At 68.9% G+C, this 16,562-nt stretch carries 12 protein-coding genes; 11 read left to right on the top strand and 1 reads right to left on the bottom strand.

Annotated elements, in window-relative coordinates:
- The first annotated feature begins 116 nt into the window (after positions 1-116).
- From QF027_RS17250 to QF027_RS17200, 11 genes are all read left to right on the top strand, one after another.
- Positions 117-2,741: a valine--tRNA ligase gene (locus tag QF027_RS17250; protein ID WP_306981257.1), complete on the top strand. Its 2,625-nt coding sequence runs from the start codon at positions 117-119 to the stop codon at positions 2,739-2,741.
- A 184-nt stretch (positions 2,742-2,925) separates the two neighbouring features.
- A complete protein-coding gene (gene folC, locus QF027_RS17245; RefSeq protein WP_306981259.1) occupies positions 2,926-4,410 on the top strand; it encodes a bifunctional tetrahydrofolate synthase/dihydrofolate synthase in 1,485 nt (494 codons plus the stop codon).
- Between the two features lie 9 nt (positions 4,411-4,419).
- Positions 4,420-4,776: a DUF4233 domain-containing protein gene (locus QF027_RS17240; RefSeq protein WP_306981261.1), complete on the top strand. Its 357-nt coding sequence runs from the start codon at positions 4,420-4,422 to the stop codon at positions 4,774-4,776.
- Between the two features lie 64 nt (positions 4,777-4,840).
- A complete protein-coding gene (gene ndk / locus QF027_RS17235; RefSeq protein ID WP_306981264.1) occupies positions 4,841-5,254 on the top strand; it encodes a nucleoside-diphosphate kinase in 414 nt (137 codons plus the stop codon).
- A 308-nt stretch (positions 5,255-5,562) separates the two neighbouring features.
- Positions 5,563-6,582, top strand: coding sequence for a rod shape-determining protein (locus QF027_RS17230; protein ID WP_266514304.1), 1,020 nt, complete (start codon positions 5,563-5,565; stop codon positions 6,580-6,582).
- A 115-nt stretch (positions 6,583-6,697) separates the two neighbouring features.
- A complete protein-coding gene (gene mreC / locus QF027_RS17225; protein ID WP_306981268.1) occupies positions 6,698-7,645 on the top strand; it encodes a rod shape-determining protein MreC in 948 nt (315 codons plus the stop codon).
- Between the two features lie 11 nt (positions 7,646-7,656).
- Positions 7,657-8,334: a rod shape-determining protein MreD gene (mreD, locus tag QF027_RS17220; RefSeq protein WP_306981270.1), complete on the top strand. Its 678-nt coding sequence runs from the start codon at positions 7,657-7,659 to the stop codon at positions 8,332-8,334.
- Positions 8,335-8,465: 131 nt separating this feature from the next.
- Positions 8,466-10,715 carry a penicillin-binding protein 2 gene (gene mrdA, locus QF027_RS17215; RefSeq protein WP_307075491.1) on the top strand — a complete coding sequence of 750 codons (2,250 nt, stop codon included), beginning with the start codon at positions 8,466-8,468 and terminating at the stop codon, positions 10,713-10,715.
- Positions 10,712-11,911 (top strand): rod shape-determining protein RodA, encoded by a 1,200-nt coding sequence (gene rodA / locus QF027_RS17210; RefSeq protein ID WP_306981274.1) that lies wholly within the window; start codon positions 10,712-10,714, stop codon positions 11,909-11,911. Before mrdA ends, rodA begins: the two co-directional genes overlap by 4 nt.
- A 64-nt stretch (positions 11,912-11,975) precedes the next feature.
- The gene (locus QF027_RS17205; protein ID WP_306981276.1) at positions 11,976-13,475 is read left to right on the top strand and encodes a CYTH and CHAD domain-containing protein; all 1,500 of its coding nucleotides are present in this window, start codon (positions 11,976-11,978) and stop codon (positions 13,473-13,475) included.
- Positions 13,476-13,564: 89 nt separating this feature from the next.
- Complete coding sequence (locus tag QF027_RS17200; protein WP_307075489.1) at positions 13,565-15,544, top strand: TIGR03960 family B12-binding radical SAM protein; 1,980 nt, start codon at positions 13,565-13,567, stop codon at positions 15,542-15,544.
- Positions 15,545-15,892: 348 nt separating this feature from the next.
- Here QF027_RS17200 and QF027_RS17195 read toward each other — a convergent pair whose 3' ends face one another.
- Complete coding sequence (locus tag QF027_RS17195) at positions 15,893-16,477, bottom strand: TerD family protein (RefSeq protein ID WP_306981279.1); 585 nt, start codon at positions 16,475-16,477, stop codon at positions 15,893-15,895.
- Positions 16,478-16,562: the final 85 nt, after the last annotated feature.

Here is a 16,562-nt window from a genome sequence, read left to right as displayed (position 1 = left end):
GCTTATGTGTTCCCGACATCCTGGCTCAGGCGCAAGCGGCACACGGCATCGGGGCCCCTACCGTTACAGAGCAAACACGTTTCGGGACACGCCCGAGACACCCCTAAACTGACCCCGTGACCGAGAACGCTCAGCAGCAGCCCACAGCGCCCATCACCGAACTGCCGACCCAGTACACGCCGGCCGAGGTAGAGGGGACGCTGTACGAGCGCTGGGTGGAGAAGGGTTATTTCACCGCCGACGCGAAGAGCGACAAGCCCCCGTACACCATCGTCATCCCGCCGCCGAACGTCACCGGCTCGCTCCACCTGGGCCACGCCTTCCAGCACACGCTCATGGACGCGCTGACGCGCCGCAAGCGCATGCAGGGCTACGAGGCCCTGTGGCTGCCGGGCATGGACCACGCCGGTATCGCCACCCAGAACAAGGTCGAGCAGCAGCTCGCCGAGGAGGGCAAGTCCCGACACGACCTGGGGCGCGAGGAGTTCGTCGAGCGCGTCTGGCAGTGGAAGGAGGAGTACGGCGGCCGGATCCTCGGCCAGATGCGCCGCCTCGGCGACGGCGTCGACTGGAGCCGCGAGCGCTTCACGATGGACGAGGGCCTCTCCAAGGCCGTCCTCACCATCTTCAAGCGGCTCTACGACGACGAGCTGATCTACCGCGCCGAGCGCATCATCAACTGGTGTCCGCGCTGTCTGACGGCCATCTCCGACATCGAGGTGGAATACCAGGAGGACGCGGGCGAGTTGGTCTCCATCCGCTACGGCGAGGGAGAGGACAGCCTGGTCGTCGCGACCACGCGCGCGGAGACGATGCTCGGTGACACGGCCGTCGCCGTCCACCCGGACGACGAGCGGTACCAGCACCTCATCGGCAAGCAGATCAAGCTCCCGCTCACCGACCGCACCATCCCGGTCGTCGCCGACGCCCACGTCGACCCCGAGTTCGGCACGGGCGCGGTCAAGGTGACCCCGGCACACGACCCGAACGACTTCGAGATCGGCCGCCGTCACGACCTGCCGTCCCTGACGATCATGGACGAGCACGGCGTCATCACCGTCCACGGCCCCTTCCTCGGCCTGGACCGCTTCGAGGCCCGCTCGACCGTCGTCGGCGCCCTCAAGGAGCAGGGCCGCATCGTCGCCGAGAAGCGCCCCTACATGCACTCTGTCGGCCACTGCTCGCGCTGCAAGACCACGGTCGAGCCGCGCCTGTCCCTGCAGTGGTGGGTCAAGGTCGGCCCGCTCGCCAAGGCCGCCGGTGACGCGGTCCGCGACGGCCGTGTCAAGATCCACCCCGAGGACATGTCGAAGCGCTACTTCGACTGGGTCGACAACATGCACGACTGGTGCATCTCGCGCCAGCTGTGGTGGGGCCACCGCATCCCGATCTGGTACGGCCCGGGCGGCGAGGTCGTCTGCGTGGGACCCGACGACGAGCCGCCCACCGGCGAGGGCTGGACCCAGGACTCCGACGTCCTGGACACCTGGTTCTCCTCCGGCCTGTGGCCGTTCTCCACGCTCGGCTGGCCCGAACAGACCGAGGACCTGCGGAAGTTCTATCCGACCGACGTCCTGCTCACCGGCCACGACATCATCTTCTTCTGGGTCGCCCGGATGATGATGTTCGGCCTCTACGCCATGGACGGCCAGGTCCCCTTCCACACCATCGCGCTGACCGGCCTGGTCCGCGACGAGTTCGGCAAGAAGATGTCGAAGTCGAACCCGAACGCGGTGGACCCGCTGGTCTGGATGGACGCCTACGGCTCCGACGCCGTCCGCTTCACCCTCGCCAACGGCGCCAACCCGGGCGCGGACGTGCCGATCGGCGAGGACTGGGTCAAGGCCTCCCGCAACTTCACCAACAAGATCTGGAACGCCACCCGCTTCGCCCTCATGAACGGCGCCACGGTCGAGGGTCCGCTGCCCGACGCCGCCGAGATGTCGGCGACGGACCGCTGGATCCTCTCCCGCCTCAACACCACGGTCGCCCAGGTCGACGCGTACTACGACGACTACCAGTTCGCCAAGCTCGCCGACGCGCTCTACCACTTCGCGTGGGACGAGGTCTTCGACTGGTACGTCGAGCTGTCGAAGACGACGTTCTTCGCGGGCGGCGAGCAGGCCAGGGTCTCCGGGCGGGTCCTCGGTGAGGTCCTCGACGTGACGCTGCGGCTGCTGCACCCGGTCATCCCGTTCGTGACGGACGCCCTGTGGACCACCCTGACCGGCGGTGAGTCCCTGGTCGTCGGCGAGTGGCCGGCCGACAGCGGCTTCCGCGACAAGGACGCCGAACTCGAGATCGGGCTGGTCCAGCGGGTCGTCACCGAGGTCCGCCGGTTCCGCAAGGACCAGGGCCTGAAGGACGGCCAGAAGGTCCCCGCCCGTCTGGAGCTCGACGGCACCGCCCTCGCGCCCCACGAGGCCGCCATCCGTCAGCTCCTGCGCCTCCAGCCGGAGGGCGAGGGCTTCGCGGCCACGGCGACCCTCCCGGTCGCGGGCGCCACGGTCGCGCTCGACCTCTCCGGCACGATCGACGTGGCGGCGGAACGCAAGCGCCTCGCGAAGGACCTGGCGGCGGCCGAGAAGGAGAAGGCCCAGGCGAACGCCAAGCTCGGCAACGAAGCCTTCCTCGCGAAGGCCCCGGACAACGTGGTGGACAAGATCCGGGGCCGCCTGGCCAAGGCGGACGAGGACATCGCGAGGATCCAGGAGCAACTGGACCGCTTGCCTGAGGCGTAAGGCTCATGGGGCTCCGGGGTCGTATGGACTTCGGGGCCCTGCGGCTTTCAGGGGCGCGGGGCCGTATCGATATGCGGCTCCGCCGTGTGGGCGCGACCAGCCCCCACGCACCCGCAGCCGCCCGCGCAGACCAGCCACCCCACTCCGTAGGCACTCTGTCAGTCGGCGTCCGTAGACTGGCCCCGTGAGTGACACCGACCCCTTCGACGAGATCGTCGCCGCCGAGACCGACCGAGACCCCGACCTCGCGGTCATCGAGGCCGGCAGCCGCACCCTGCGCACCCAGGGCGCCCCGCCGGAGGCAGATGTGCCCGCACGCCCTGCCGACCCCGAGGTCGACAAGGCCCTGCGCGAGGTCGAGGGAGAGCTCGCCACCCGCTGGGGCGAGACCAAGCTGGAGCCCTCCGTCAGCCGCATCGCCGCGCTGATGGACGTCCTGGGCGAGCCGCAGCGGTCGTACCCCTCGATCCACATCACGGGGACGAACGGCAAGACCTCCACGGCCCGCATGATCGAGGCCCTCCTCGGCGCCTTCGAACTGCGCACGGGCCGGTACACCAGCCCCCACGTCCAGTCGATCACCGAGCGCATCAGCCTGGACGGCGCCCCGATCACGGCCGAGCGGTTCATCGAGACGTACGAGGACATCAAGCCGTACATCGAGATGGTCGACGCCTCGCAGCAGTACCGGCTGTCCTTCTTCGAGGTGCTGACCGGCATGGCGTACGCCGCCTTCGCGGACGCGCCTGTCGACGTGGCCGTCGTGGAGGTCGGCATGGGCGGCTCCTGGGACGCCACCAATGTCATCGACGGCCATGTCGCCGTGGTCACCCCCATCGACCTGGACCACACCGACCGGCTCGGCGAGACGCACGCGGCGATCGCCGGCGAGAAGGCCGGGATCATCAAGCAGGGCGCGACCGTCATCCTGGCCCAGCAGCCGGTCGACGCGGCGCAGGTGCTGCTGAAGAAGGCCGTCGAGGTCGACGCCACCGTCGCGCGCGAGGGCCTGGAGTTCGGGGTCGTCTCGCGGCAGGTCGCCGTGGGCGGCCAGCTGGTGACCCTGCGCGGCCTCGGCGGCGAGTACGAAGAGGTGTACCTGCCGCTGCACGGCCCCTACCAGGCACACAACGCCGCCGTGGCGCTCGCCGCCGTGGAGGCGTTCTTCGGTGTGGGCGCCCAGCGCCAGGACCGCCTCGACATCGACACCGTCCGCAAGGCCTTCGCGGCCGTCTCCTCCCCGGGCCGTCTCGAAGTCGTACGGCGTTCCCCGACCGTCGTCCTGGACGCCGCCCACAACCCGGCGGGCGCCCGCGCCACCGCCGAGGCGGTCGGCGAGGCCTTCGACTTCAGCCGGCTCATCGGCGTGGTGGGCGCGAGCGGTGACAAGAACGTACGGGGGCTCCTCGAGGCCTTCGAGCCGATCTTCGCCGAGGTCGTGATCACACAGAACTCCAGTCACCGCGCGATGGACTCCGACGAGCTCGCCGCGATCGCCGTCGAGGTGTTCGGCGAGGAGCGCGTGCAGGTCGAACCGCGGCTGCCGGACGCGCTGGAGGAGGCGATCACGCTGGCCGAGGAGGACGGCGAGTTCGCGGGCGGCGGAGTACTCGTCACCGGGTCGGTCATCACGGTCGGCGAGGCCCGGCTGCTGCTGGGAAGGGGCTGAGTCCCGAGCATGCGTACGCTCTGTGCTTCCACGCTGATCGGCGAGTTCTTCGTCATCGGCTTCGCCGGGCTGGTCGCGATGAAGGACCCCGACCTGGCCACCTCCACGGTGTGGACGGTCAGCGGCATCGCCATGTTCCTGTGCCTCGCGCTGTGCGCGGTGGTGACCCGGCCCGGCGGCGTCGCCCTCGGCTGGGCGCTCCAGATCGCCCTGATCGCCTCCGGCTTCGTCGTGCCGACCATGTTCTTCATGGGCGCGATCTTCGCGGCACTGTGGTGGGCCTCCGTGCACTACGGCCGGAAGATCGACGAGGCCAAGGCGAGATTCGCCGCCCAGGCCGACTCCCCTGCACCTGACGCTGTGTGACGAGCGCACCGACACGCCCTGTAATCTCGTCCCACCGCACATGTCAGCAGGCAAGGAGCCCCTCGTGAGCCAGCGCACCCTCGTCCTCCTCAAGCCCGACGCCGTCCGTCGTGGCCTGACCGGCGAGATCATCAGCCGTATCGAGCGCAAGGCCGGCTGGCAGATCACCGCGCTGGAGCTGCGCACCCTGGACCAGGACACGCTGGAGCAGCACTACGGCGAGCACAAGGGCAAGCCCTTCTACGAGCCGCTGGTGGAGTTCATGGCCTCCGGCCCGGTCGTCGCGCTGATCGTCGAGGGTGAGCGGGTCATCGAGGGCGTACGCCAACTGGCGGGTCCCACCGATCCGATCGCCGCCGCGCCCGGCTCCATCCGCGGCGACTACGGCGTCATCGTCCGCGAGAACCTGATCCACGCCTCCGACTCGGAGGAGTCCGCCGAGCGCGAGGTGAAGATCTTCTTCCCCGGGCGCGCATAGGTCGGTGCGTAGGTTCAGTGGCCTTTTCTGACAGGCTGTCAGTTCATCCGCCCGTCTGACCTGGGACGGCCGTAGATTTTCGGCCGTCCTTCGGCATATGCGTGCCGATAGAGGGAACGAGTGCCCCCTATGGACCGTCTCCACAAGCGAGGCGGCGTCTGATCTGCTGACAATGGCGAAGACCCTCGCGCAGTGTTCGTGCAGGCGCGTTTACCATGGAAGCCTTCACGTCACAGCACCCACTTCGCCGACCTGAAATGCCCTCAAAAGCTCCCAGGAAGGCCAGACGAATCCTGATGGGGAACTCAATGTCGTTCATCGGCCGTGACATGGCTGTCGACCTCGGGACCGCCAACACGCTGGTGTACGTCAGGGGTCGCGGGATCGTACTCAACGAGCCGTCCGTCGTCGCGATCAACACGAACACCGGTGGAATCCTCGCTGTCGGCGCCGAAGCGAAGAAGATGATCGGGCGGACCCCCGGCAACATCGTTGCCGTGCGGCCGCTGAAGGACGGCGTGATCGCCGACTTCGAGATCACCGAGCGGATGCTGCGCTACTTCATCCTGAAGATCCACAAGCGGCGGTATCTCGCCAGGCCGCGCGTCGTCGTGTGTGTCCCCTCGGGCATCACCGGCGTCGAGCGCCGCGCCGTCATCGAGGCGTCGTCCCAGGCCGGCGCCCGCCAGGTGCACATCATCGAGGAGCCCATGGCGGCCGCCATCGGCTCCGGCCTGCCGGTCCACGAGGCCACGGGCAACATGGTGGTGGACATCGGCGGCGGCACCACAGAGGTCGCGGTCATCTCCCTCGGCGGCATCGTCACCGCCCAGTCCATCCGGGTGGCGGGCGACGAACTGGACAACGCGATCATCCAGCACATCAAGAAGGAGTACTCGCTCCTGCTGGGTGAGCGGACGGCCGAGCAGATCAAGATCACGATCGGCTCGGCGTACGAACTCGACGCTGACGAGCACACCGAAATCCGTGGCCGGGATCTCGTCTCCGGGCTGCCCAAGACCGTCGTCATCTCGGCCGCCGAAGTCCGCAAGGCGATCGAGGAACCCGTCAACGCCATCGTCGACGCGGTCAAGACGACCCTCGACAAGTGCCCGCCGGAGCTCTCCGGCGACATCATGGACCGCGGCATCGTCCTCACCGGCGGTGGCGCCCTGCTGCGCGGGCTCGACGAGCGGCTGCGCCGGGAGACCGGCATGCCGATCCACATCGCCGAGGACCCGCTCGACAGCGTGGCGCTCGGCTCCGGGAAGTGCGTCGAGGAGTTCGAGGCGCTTCAGCAGGTGCTGGACGCCCAGCCGCGCAGATGACGTAACTCTTCGATTCCGCCGTACGAGATGATCTCCTCTCGTGCGGCGGATCGTTGATATCGAGGCATAAGCTCCCACAAACGCAACTCCAATAAGAAGGGCACGGCCGCCGCACGTGAGGGACACACGAGAGAGCCGGCTGCTCCTGGTGCTGCTGATCGCCGTCGCGTTCGCGCTGATCACAGTGGACATCCGCGGCGGGGAGGACTCGCCGGTCGACGGTGCCCGCCAAGGCGCGGCCGCCGTGTTCGGCCCCATCGAGAACGGTGTGTCCGCCGCGGTCGACCCGGTCGGCAACGCGGTCTCCGCCATCCGCGACTCCGGCGAGCGGCACGACCGGCTCGCCGAGCTGGAGAAGGAGAACGCCGCCCTCAAGGCGAGACTCGGCAGCGACGACCGCAACTCCAGCCGCCTCAAGCAGCTCGACAAGATGCTGAAGATCGCCGGCAAGGGTCAGTACGGCATCAAGGGCGCCCAGGTCATCGCCATAGGAGCGGCCCAGGGCTTCTCGTGGACCATCACCATCGACGTCGGCGCCAACGACGGCATCCAGCGCGACATGACCGTCCTCAACGGCGACGGACTGGTCGGCCGCGTCACCACGGTCGGCCCGAACACCGCCACCGTGCTCCTCGCCAACGACCCCGACTTCACCGTCGGCACCCGCATGGAGTCCACCGACGAGCTCGGCTTCGCCTCCGGACAGGGCGACCGCCCGCTGCGCGTCGAACTCCTCAACGGCAAGGCCGAGATCAAGAAGGGCGACCGCCTGGTCACCTTCGGTTCGCAGGCCGACAAGCCGTTCGTGCCCGGCGTCCCGGTCGGCGTGGTCTCCCGCGTCGACCCCTCCGGCGGCGACCTCACCCGCACCCTCTACGTCACGCCGTACGTCAGCTTCACCAAGCTCGACATCGTCGGCGTCGTCGTCCAGGCCCCGAAGAAGGACCCGCGCGACACGGTGCTGCCCGCCAAACCGAAACCGACGCCCACGCCGACCGTGACGGTCACCGTCACCCCGTCCGCCAATGCGCCGGTCGACGGCGAGATCCAGCAAGAGCAGTAGGAGCTGTAGTCATGCGCGTCAACCGGATCCTGCTGTCCTCCGCCCTGATCGTGGTCGCCCTGGTGATCCAGGTGAGCATCCTCGCCCGCCTGCACCTCCCGGGCGCCGTCCCCGACCTGCTGCTCCTCACCGTCCTCGGCCTCGCCCTGGTCTACGGCCATGTCGGCGGCGCCCTCGTCGGCTTCGCCGCCGGCCTCCTCGCCGACCTCGCCCCGCCCGCCGACCACGCCGCCGGCCGCTTCGCCCTGGTGCTGTGCGTCATCGGCTACCTCGCGGGGCTCGCCAAGCCGGAGAACGGCAGACTCAAGTCGGCCACCGGCCCCATGGTCGTCGTGGTCGCCGCCGCCATCGGCACCACCCTGCTGTACGCCGGTGTCGGCGCCCTCGTCGGTGACACCGCTGCCCGCCATGTCGGCCTCGGCAGCCTGCTGTTCACGGCAGCCCTGTACGACCTGCTGCTCGCCCCCTTCGTCGTCCCCGGCATCATGGCGCTCGCCCGGCGCGCCGAGAACGACCCGCTCGCCGAGACCGGCTCCGCGGGCAACGCGGCGAACATCTCCTCCGGATGGCTTTCCTCGGGCACCGGTCTGAAGATCGGCGGCCAGCGGGGCGGCCTCGGGAACCTGAAGACGAAGGCACGGACCCGGACCGCGCGGGTGGGTCGCATCAAGGGGGTCAAGCGGCTGTGAGGGCGGGCGAGTTCAGCGCAGGCAATTTCACTCGAACGGGTGCGCCGGGGCGGAACGCGGGTTCACAGGTCCGCCGTTCATCATTCGTACGCGCACACACGTCGGCGCACTGAGAGGGGGCGGAAACCGCAGTGACCAACATCCCCGAGACCGGGCGGACCCCACGGGTCCAGATCCGGCTCGTCGTGATCCAGATCCTCGTCCTCTCCCTCCTCGGCACCCTCGGCGGCCGCCTCTGGTATCTCCAGATCCGCGAAGGCGACGCGTACGCCAAGGAAGCCTCCGGAAATCACGTCCAGCAGGTCGTCGACCCCGCGGTGCGCGGCTCGATCCTGGACGCCCGCGGAGTGCCCCTCGCGGACAACGAGACCCGGCTGGTGGTCTCCGCCTCCCGCACCGACCTGCTGAAGATGAAGGACGACGGCAAGGCCGTCCTCGCCAAGCTGGGCAAGGTCCTCGGCATGTCCGCCAAGGACGTCATGCAGAAGGTCCGGCTGTGCGACGCGAAGACGCCCCAGCCCTGTTGGAACGGCTCGCCGTACCAGCCGATCCCCATCACCGACGAGGCCACTCCCAAGCAGGCCCTGCAGATCCGCGAGCGCGCCGAGGACTTCCCCGGCATCACCGCCGAACCCGAGGCCGTGCGCCGCTATGCCGCCCCCGGCAAGTCCAACGCCGCCCAGGTCCTCGGATACCTCTCGCCGGTCACCGACGAGGAGATCACCAAGGCCCAGGACACCGACTCGCCCTACCTGCGCTCCGACCAGGTCGGCCGCTCGGGCCTGGAGCGCCAGTACGACAAGGCACTGCGCGGCAAGGCCGGCGTCACCCGCTACGAGGTCGACAACCTCGGCCGCGTCATCGGCGAGGCCGAGGCCGACGCGGCCCAGCCCGGCGCCAACCTCGTCACCAGCATCGACTCCCGCGTCCAGCGGGTCGCCGAGTACGAACTGCACGAGGCGATGAAGACCGCCCGCAAGCAGTTCGACAAGATCACCGGCGAGAACTACAAGGCCGACTCGGGCGCTGTCGTCGTGATGGAGGCCAAGACCGGCCGGATCGTGGCGATGGCGTCCGCCCCGACCTACGACCCGAACGTCTGGGTCGGCGGAATCTCCGCCAAGGACTACAAGAAGCTCACCGGCAAGGGCTCCGACTACCCGCTGCTCAACAGGGCCATACAGGGTCAGTCCGCACCCGGTTCGACGTTCAAGGTCGTCTCCACGGCCGCCGCGGTCGAGGCCGGCTACGAGTGGGACGGCGGCTACCCGTGCACCAGCTCGTACTCGGTGGGCGGCCAGGTCTTCAAGAACTTCGAAGGCGAGAGCTTCGGCCCGATCTCGCTCGGCCGGGCGCTGGAGGTCTCCTGCGACACCGTCTTCTACGGCCTCGCCGACCGGGAGTGGAAGAAGGACGGCGGCATCAACCCCAAGAAGGGCGAGCCGAAGGACTACTTCTACAAGGCGGCCCACCAGTTCGGCCTCGGCAAGGAGACCGGCATCGACCTCCCCAACGAGGTCACCGGCCGTGTCCCCGACCGCCAGTGGAAGGAGTCGTACTGGAAGGCCAACAAGGACGCCTGGTGCAGGACCGGCAAGAAGGACGGCACCTACGTCGAGAAGATCGCGTACGAGAACTGCCTCGAGGGCAACAAGATGCGCGAGGGTGACTCCATCAACTACTCCATCGGTCAGGGCGACACCCTCGTCACCCCGATCCAGGAGGCCAGGATCTACGGGGCGCTCGCCAACGGCGGGACCATATACCAGCCGAGCATCGGCAAGGCGATCATCAGCGCCGACGGCAGGACCGTCCAGGAGATCAAGCCCAGGGCGACCGGGAAGCTTCCGGTCAGCAAGGCCACCCTCAAGGGCATGGACACCGCACTGGAAGGCGTCGTCACCCGCGGTACGGCCGCCTGGAAGTTCGGCGGCTGGCCGCAGGACAAGATCCCGCTGCACGCCAAGACCGGCACCGCCGAGGTCTACGGCAAGCAGACGACGTCCTGGCTGGCCACGTACTCCAAGGACTACACGGTCGTCATGACGATCGCCCAGGCCGGAACCGGCTCCGGCGCCTCGGGTGAGGCCGTGCGCCACATCTACAACGCCATGTACGGCGTCTCGGCCGACGGCACCATCGACAAGAAGAACGCGCTGCTGCCCACGCCCGAGAAGAGCCTGCCGAAGGTGCAGACGGACGGGACCATCAAGTCCCCGAAGATCTCCAAGGACCCGGCCAAGGACCAGCGGGCGAGCCAGGAGGCCGCGCCCGAGCCGGACGAGACACAGCAGGGCGCGACCGTGAACACGCCGGCCAACGGGAACCGTGACACCCGAAGGCGGCGCCGCAGGAGGGGAAGCCGGAGGATGCTCACATGACCGGGGCGAACAGCTTCCAGGTCTCCGGGTACGGCCCCGCGCGTGCGGGCTGGACCCGGCTGCTGGCCCGCGACTCGCTCGCCCGCCGACTGGACTGGCCGATACTGTTCGCGGCCCTCGCCCTGTCCATGATCGGCTCGATTCTGGTCTTCTCGGCGACCCGCAACCGCACCGAGATCAACCAGGGCGACCCGTACTACTTCCTGATCCGCCACCTCATGAACACCGGCATAGGGTTCGCCCTGATGATCGGCACGGTGTGGGTCGGCCACCGCACCCTGCGCACCGCCGTGCCCCTGCTGTACGGCGCCTCGCTCTTCCTGATCCTGCTGGTCCTCACCCCGCTGGGCTCCACGGTCAACGGCGCCCACTCCTGGATCGTGATCGGCGGCGGCTTCTCGCTCCAGCCCTCGGAGTTCGTGAAGATCACGATCATCCTGGGCATGGCGATGCTGCTCGCGGCCCGGGTCGACGCGGGCGACAAGCCCTACCCCGACCACCGCACCGTGCTCCAGGCCCTTGGCCTCGCCGCCGTACCGATGCTCATCGTGATGCTCATGCCCGACCTCGGGTCGGTCATGGTCATGGTCATCATCGTGCTCGGGCTGCTGCTCGCCTCCGGCGCCTCCAACCGATGGGTCTTCGGACTGCTCGGCGCGGGCACGGCCGGTGCGATCGCGGTCTGGCAGCTGCACATCCTGGACGAGTACCAGATCGCCCGCTTCGCCGCCTTCGCCAACCCGAGCCTCGACCCGGCGGGCGTCGGCTACAACACCAACCAGGCGCGGATCGCCATCGGTTCGGGCGGTCTGACGGGCGCGGGCCTGTTCCACGGTTCGCAGACCACCGGCCAGTTCGTGCCGGAGCAGCAGACCGACTTCGTCTTCACCGTCGCCGGCGAGGAACTGGGCTTCGTCGGCGCGGGCCTGATCATCGTCCTGCTCGGGGTCGTCCTGTGGCGGGCCTGCCGGATCGCCCGCGAGACGACCGAGCTGTACGGCACGATCGTGGCCGCCGGAATCGTGGCGTGGTTCGCCTTCCAGTCCTTCGAGAACATCGGCATGACCCTCGGGATCATGCCGGTCACCGGTCTCCCCCTGCCGTTCGTGTCGTACGGAGGCTCGTCGATGTTCGCGGTGTGGGTCGCGGTGGGGCTGCTGCAGTCGATCAGGGTGCAGCGGCCGATGTCGGCGTAGGCCGGGTGCGCCGGGTGGCGGCGGCCCTCTGCCGCAACCGCCCGCTGACCACTAGATTCGAGTCATGGCGGACACAAAGCGGGAGATCGAGCGGAAGTACGAGTCCGACAACAGCGGCCTGCCCGATCTGACCGGAGTCGCCGGAGTCGAGGCCGTCGTCGACAAGGGTGTCGCGCATCTGGACGCCACCTACTACGACACGGCCGACGAACGCCTCGTGGCGTCCTCGATCACCCTGCGCCGCCGCACGGGCGGATCGGACGCGGGCTGGCACCTGAAGTTGCCCGTGTCCGAGGGTGTGCGCGACGAGATCCGGGCCCCGCTCTCCGACACCCTCCCCGACGAACTCGCCGCCCTGGTCCGCTCCCGGGTCAGGGACGTCGAACTGCTGCCCGTGGTCCGGCTGCGCTCGGACCGTGATGTGCGCCACCTCCTCGACGCGCAGGGGCAGTTGCTGGCCGAGGTCAGCGTGGACGCCGTGCGCGCCGAGCGGCTCAGCGGCGGCGTCGGCGACGCCCAGTGGACCGAGATCGAGGTGGAGCTCGCCGACGGCGGCGACCCGGTCTTCCTCGACAAGGTCGAGAAGCGGCTGCGCAAGGCGGACGTACGGCCGTCCGGTTCCGCCTCGAAACTGGCCCGGGCTCTTGCGGAGACGGCCCCCAGGAAGAAGAGCCCCGTCACAGCGGATCCGGTGACCGCCGGCGACCACGTCCTCGCGTACGTCCGCGCCCAGCGGGACGCGATCCTCGAGCTCGACCCGGCCGTCCGCCAGGACGCCGAGGACTCCGTGCACGGCATGCGCGTCGCCACCCGCCGGATGCGCAGCACCCTCAAGTCGTACGGCACAGTCCTCGACCGGGACGTCACCGACCCGATCGGCGACGAGCTGAAGTGGCTGGCCGGCGAACTGGGCGTGGACCGGGACCGCGAAGTGCTGGCCGGGCGCCTGACCGCGGCTCTCGACGAGGTGCCGCGGACGCTGCTCTCCGGGCCTGTCGCCTCGCGGCTGAGCACATGGGCCGGTGACCGGCCCGGCGGGGCGAGCGCCCGGCTGATCGGCGTCCTGGACTCCCGGCGCTACCTCGCCCTGCTCGACACCCTGGACGCGCTGATCGCCGACCCGCCGCTGCTGAAGGCGGCCGGGAAGAAACCCCACAAGGTCATCGCCAAGGCCGTGCGCAAGGATTTCGGGAAGGTCGCCGGGCTCGTCGGGCAGGCGCTGGAGCTGGAGGCCGGCGCCGACCGGGACGCCGCGATCCACGAGGCCCGCAAGAAGACCAAGCGCACCCGCTACGCGGCCGAAGCGGCCCGCCCGGTCCTCGGCAAGCCGGCCAGGACCATGGTCAAGTCCATGAAGTCGCTCCAGAACCTGCTGGGGGAGCACCAGGACAGCGTGATGGCCCGGCAGACCCTGCGCGAGCTGTCCGCGGTCGCCCACGCGGCGGGGGAGAGCGCCTTCACCTACGGGCTGCTCTACGGGCGTGAGGAGCGGCGGGCGGCGGCCGTGGAAGCCGAACTGCCCGGCTTCTGGGACGGGATCAAGGGCGAGGCGGACGCCCTCTGACCTTCCGGGCGTACGGGGGGTGGTCGCGGCCGCGTTACGCTAGATGGTCACCCCTGTCAGTTCAGCCAAGCCCACCGAAGGTTCGCGAGATGCCTGCCGAAGTCGCTGCGGCCGCAGAGTCTGTGTTTCCGCAGCTCGAAGCTCTGCTCCCGCATGTGCAGAAGCCGATCCAGTACGTCGGCGGAGAGCTCAACTCCACCGTCAAGCCGTGGGAGTCCTGTGACGTCCGCTGGGCACTGATGTACCCGGACGCGTACGAGGTCGGTCTGCCCAACCAGGGCGTCATGATCCTCTACGAGGTCCTGAACGAACAGGAGGGCGTCCTCGCCGAGCGCACCTACAGCGTGTGGCCGGACCTGGAGGCGCTGATGCGGGAGCACCACGTCCCGCAGTTCACGGTGGACAGCCACCGGCCCGTGGGCGCCTTCGACGTGTTCGGCCTGTCCTTCTCCACGGAGCTGGGCTACACCAACATGCTGACGGCACTGGACCTGGCGGGCATCCCGCTCGAGTCCAAGGACCGTACGCTCGACGACCCGATCGTGCTGGCCGGCGGCCATGCGGCCTTCAACCCCGAGCCGATCGCGGACTTCATCGACGCGGCGATCATCGGCGACGGCGAGCAGGCCGTGCTCGACATGACGCAGATCATCCGTGAGTGGAAGGCGGAGGGCCGGCCGGGCGGCCGCGAGGAGGTCCTCTTCCGCCTCGCGAAGACGGGCTCGGTGTACATCCCCGCGTTCTACGACGTCGAGTACCTCCCGGACGGCCGTATCGCCCGCGTCGTACCGAACAGGTCGGGCGTCCCGTGGCGCGTGTCGAAGCACACCGTCATGGACCTGGACGAGTGGCCGTACCCCAAGCAGCCCCTCGTCCCCCTCGCGGAGACGGTCCACGAACGCATGTCGGTCGAGATCTTCCGCGGCTGCACCCGCGGCTGCCGCTTCTGCCAGGCGGGCATGATCACCCGCCCGGTCCGCGAGCGCTCGATCACGGGCATCGGCGACATGGTGGAGAAGGGCCTGAAGGCGACGGGCTTCGAGGAGGTGGGTCTTCTCTCGCTCTCGTCGGCGGACCACTCGGAGATCGGTGACATCGCGAAGGGCCTGGCGGACCGGTACGAGGAGGACAAGATCGGCCTGTCCCTCCCCTCCACCCGCGTCGACGCCTTCAACGTGGACCTGGCGAACGAACTGACGCGCAACGGCCGCCGCTCGGGCCTGACCTTCGCCCCCGAGGGCGGCTCCGAGCGCATGCGCAAGGTCATCAACAAGATGGTCTCGGAAGAGGACCTGATCAGGACGGTCTCCACGGCGTACGGCAACGGCTGGCGCCAGGTGAAGCTGTACTTCATGTGCGGCCTGCCGACGGAGACCGACGAGGACGTCCTCCAGATCGCGGACATGGCGACGAAGGTGATCGCCGAGGGCCGCAAGGTCTCCGGCCAGAACGACATCCGCTGCACGGTCTCGATCGGGGGCTTCGTCCCCAAGCCCCACACGCCCTTCCAGTGGGCCCCGCAGCTCTCGGCGGGGGAGACGGACGCCCGCCTGGCGAAACTCCGCGACAAGATCCGCGGCGACAAGAAGTACGGCCGCTCGATCGGCTTCCGCTACCACGACGGCAAGCCCGGCATCGTGGAAGGCCTGCTGTCGAGGGGTGACCGGCGGGTGGGCGCCGTGATCCGCGCCGTCTACGAGGACGGCGGCCGCTTCGACGGCTGGCGCGAGCACTTCTCCTACGACCGCTGGATGGCCTGCGCCGACAAGACGCTGCCCGCCTTCGGCGTGGACGTCGACTGGTACACGACCCGCGAGAAGACGTACGAGGAAGTCCTCCCCTGGGACCACCTCGACTCCGGCCTCGACAAGGACTGGCTCTGGGAGGACTGGCAGGACGCCCTCGACGAGACGGAGGTCGAGGACTGCCGGTGGACGCCTTGCTTCGACTGCGGGGTGTGTCCGCAGATGGACACGCACATCCAAATCGGCCCGACCGGCAAGAAGTTGCTGCCTCTGACGGTCAAGAACGGCGGTCCGACGCCCGCCGCGAGTGGTCACACGCACTGATGTGAGCGAGGCATTCGGCCGGTCGCCGACTCGGTTGGGAACAGGGACTCTGTCCCTGTTCCCAACCGCCCTGAGTTGGACGGGCTTCACATGTGCAGTTGTGTGGTGGTGCGGCTGACGGCCAGGAACTGCCGTCGCCTGTCCGTCAGTTGCAGAAGATGAGGATGGGCAGGAGGCCGTTGCCGCACTGGAAGTGCGTGGCGGGCGTCGCGGCCACGGCGGATGTGGCAGTTGCCACCCCCGCCGCACAAGCGATGCCCACGGCGACGCTCGCCGCGGGCGGGGAACGTCCTTCTCGGAGAGAGGTGGGACGAACTCATCATGCACACCTCTCGCTACCGGGACCCGCTACTTGCTCGCGGCGAAGCGCATGAGGGCCAGTTCGTCGCCCTGCTTGATCTTGCCGGTGGTGTTGATGACTTCGAGCTTCCAGGTGCTGCCGACCCGGACCGCCTTGGCGACCGCGCAGCCGTTGTCCGTGGTGAGCATGCTCGGCCAGATGTCGGCGACCTGCTGGGAGCTGCCGCCGCTGGCGTCGTAGACCTTGAAGCTGATGTTGCGGGCCTTCTGGAAGGAGCTGCCCTTCTTGTAGGCGGCGGCGACGAAGACGATCGACGTGATGTGCGGCGGGATCTTCGCGAACTCGACGGTGACCGTCTCGTCGTCGCCGTCCCCGTGGCCGGTCTGGTTGTCGCCGCTGTGCAGCAGGGAGCCGTTGCCGATGGGGTCGAGCGAGTCGAGGCCCGCCAGGCGTACCGGGTCGCCGTCGTGCATGGCTATGGCGATCAGGTCGAGGTCCGTGCCGGACTTGCGGCGGAGCTTGCCGATCACCCCGCCGCTGGCGCCCGCGGTGGGGTCCCAGGAGACCCCTATGGACAGATGGGTCACGCCGTCCAGGTCGGCGGGGCCGTCTTCCTTCGTAAGCGTAATCATGGGGACATAGTGCACGGGCGCCCGCCGGGTCACGGAACAGACCCGTGAAACCCGGTGGCCCGGCGGCCCCTGGTCTCGCCATCAT

The organism is Streptomyces canus (assembly GCF_030816965.1).
Classification (GTDB): Bacteria; Actinomycetota; Actinomycetes; order Streptomycetales; family Streptomycetaceae; genus Streptomyces; species Streptomyces canus_E.
Note: the sequence above shows the minus strand (reverse complement) of the source record. Positions and strands in the feature narration are given on the sequence as shown.

Excerpts from the sequence above, each read along its gene's own strand:
- QF027_RS17240 (WP_306981261.1), top strand. The coding sequence starts at position 4,420 with ATGCGTACGCTCTGTGCTTCCACGCTGATCGGCGAGTTCTTCGTCATC.
- QF027_RS17230 (WP_266514304.1), top strand. The coding sequence starts at position 5,563 with ATGTCGTTCATCGGCCGTGACATGGCTGTCGACCTCGGGACCGCCAAC.
- mreD (WP_306981270.1), top strand. The coding sequence starts at position 7,657 with ATGCGCGTCAACCGGATCCTGCTGTCCTCCGCCCTGATCGTGGTCGCC.
- rodA (WP_306981274.1), top strand. The coding sequence starts at position 10,712 with ATGACCGGGGCGAACAGCTTCCAGGTCTCCGGGTACGGCCCCGCGCGT.
- QF027_RS17205 (WP_306981276.1), top strand. The coding sequence starts at position 11,976 with ATGGCGGACACAAAGCGGGAGATCGAGCGGAAGTACGAGTCCGACAAC.
- QF027_RS17200 (WP_307075489.1), top strand. The coding sequence starts at position 13,565 with ATGCCTGCCGAAGTCGCTGCGGCCGCAGAGTCTGTGTTTCCGCAGCTC.
- QF027_RS17195 (WP_306981279.1), bottom strand. The coding sequence starts at position 16,477 with ATGATTACGCTTACGAAGGAAGACGGCCCCGCCGACCTGGACGGCGTG.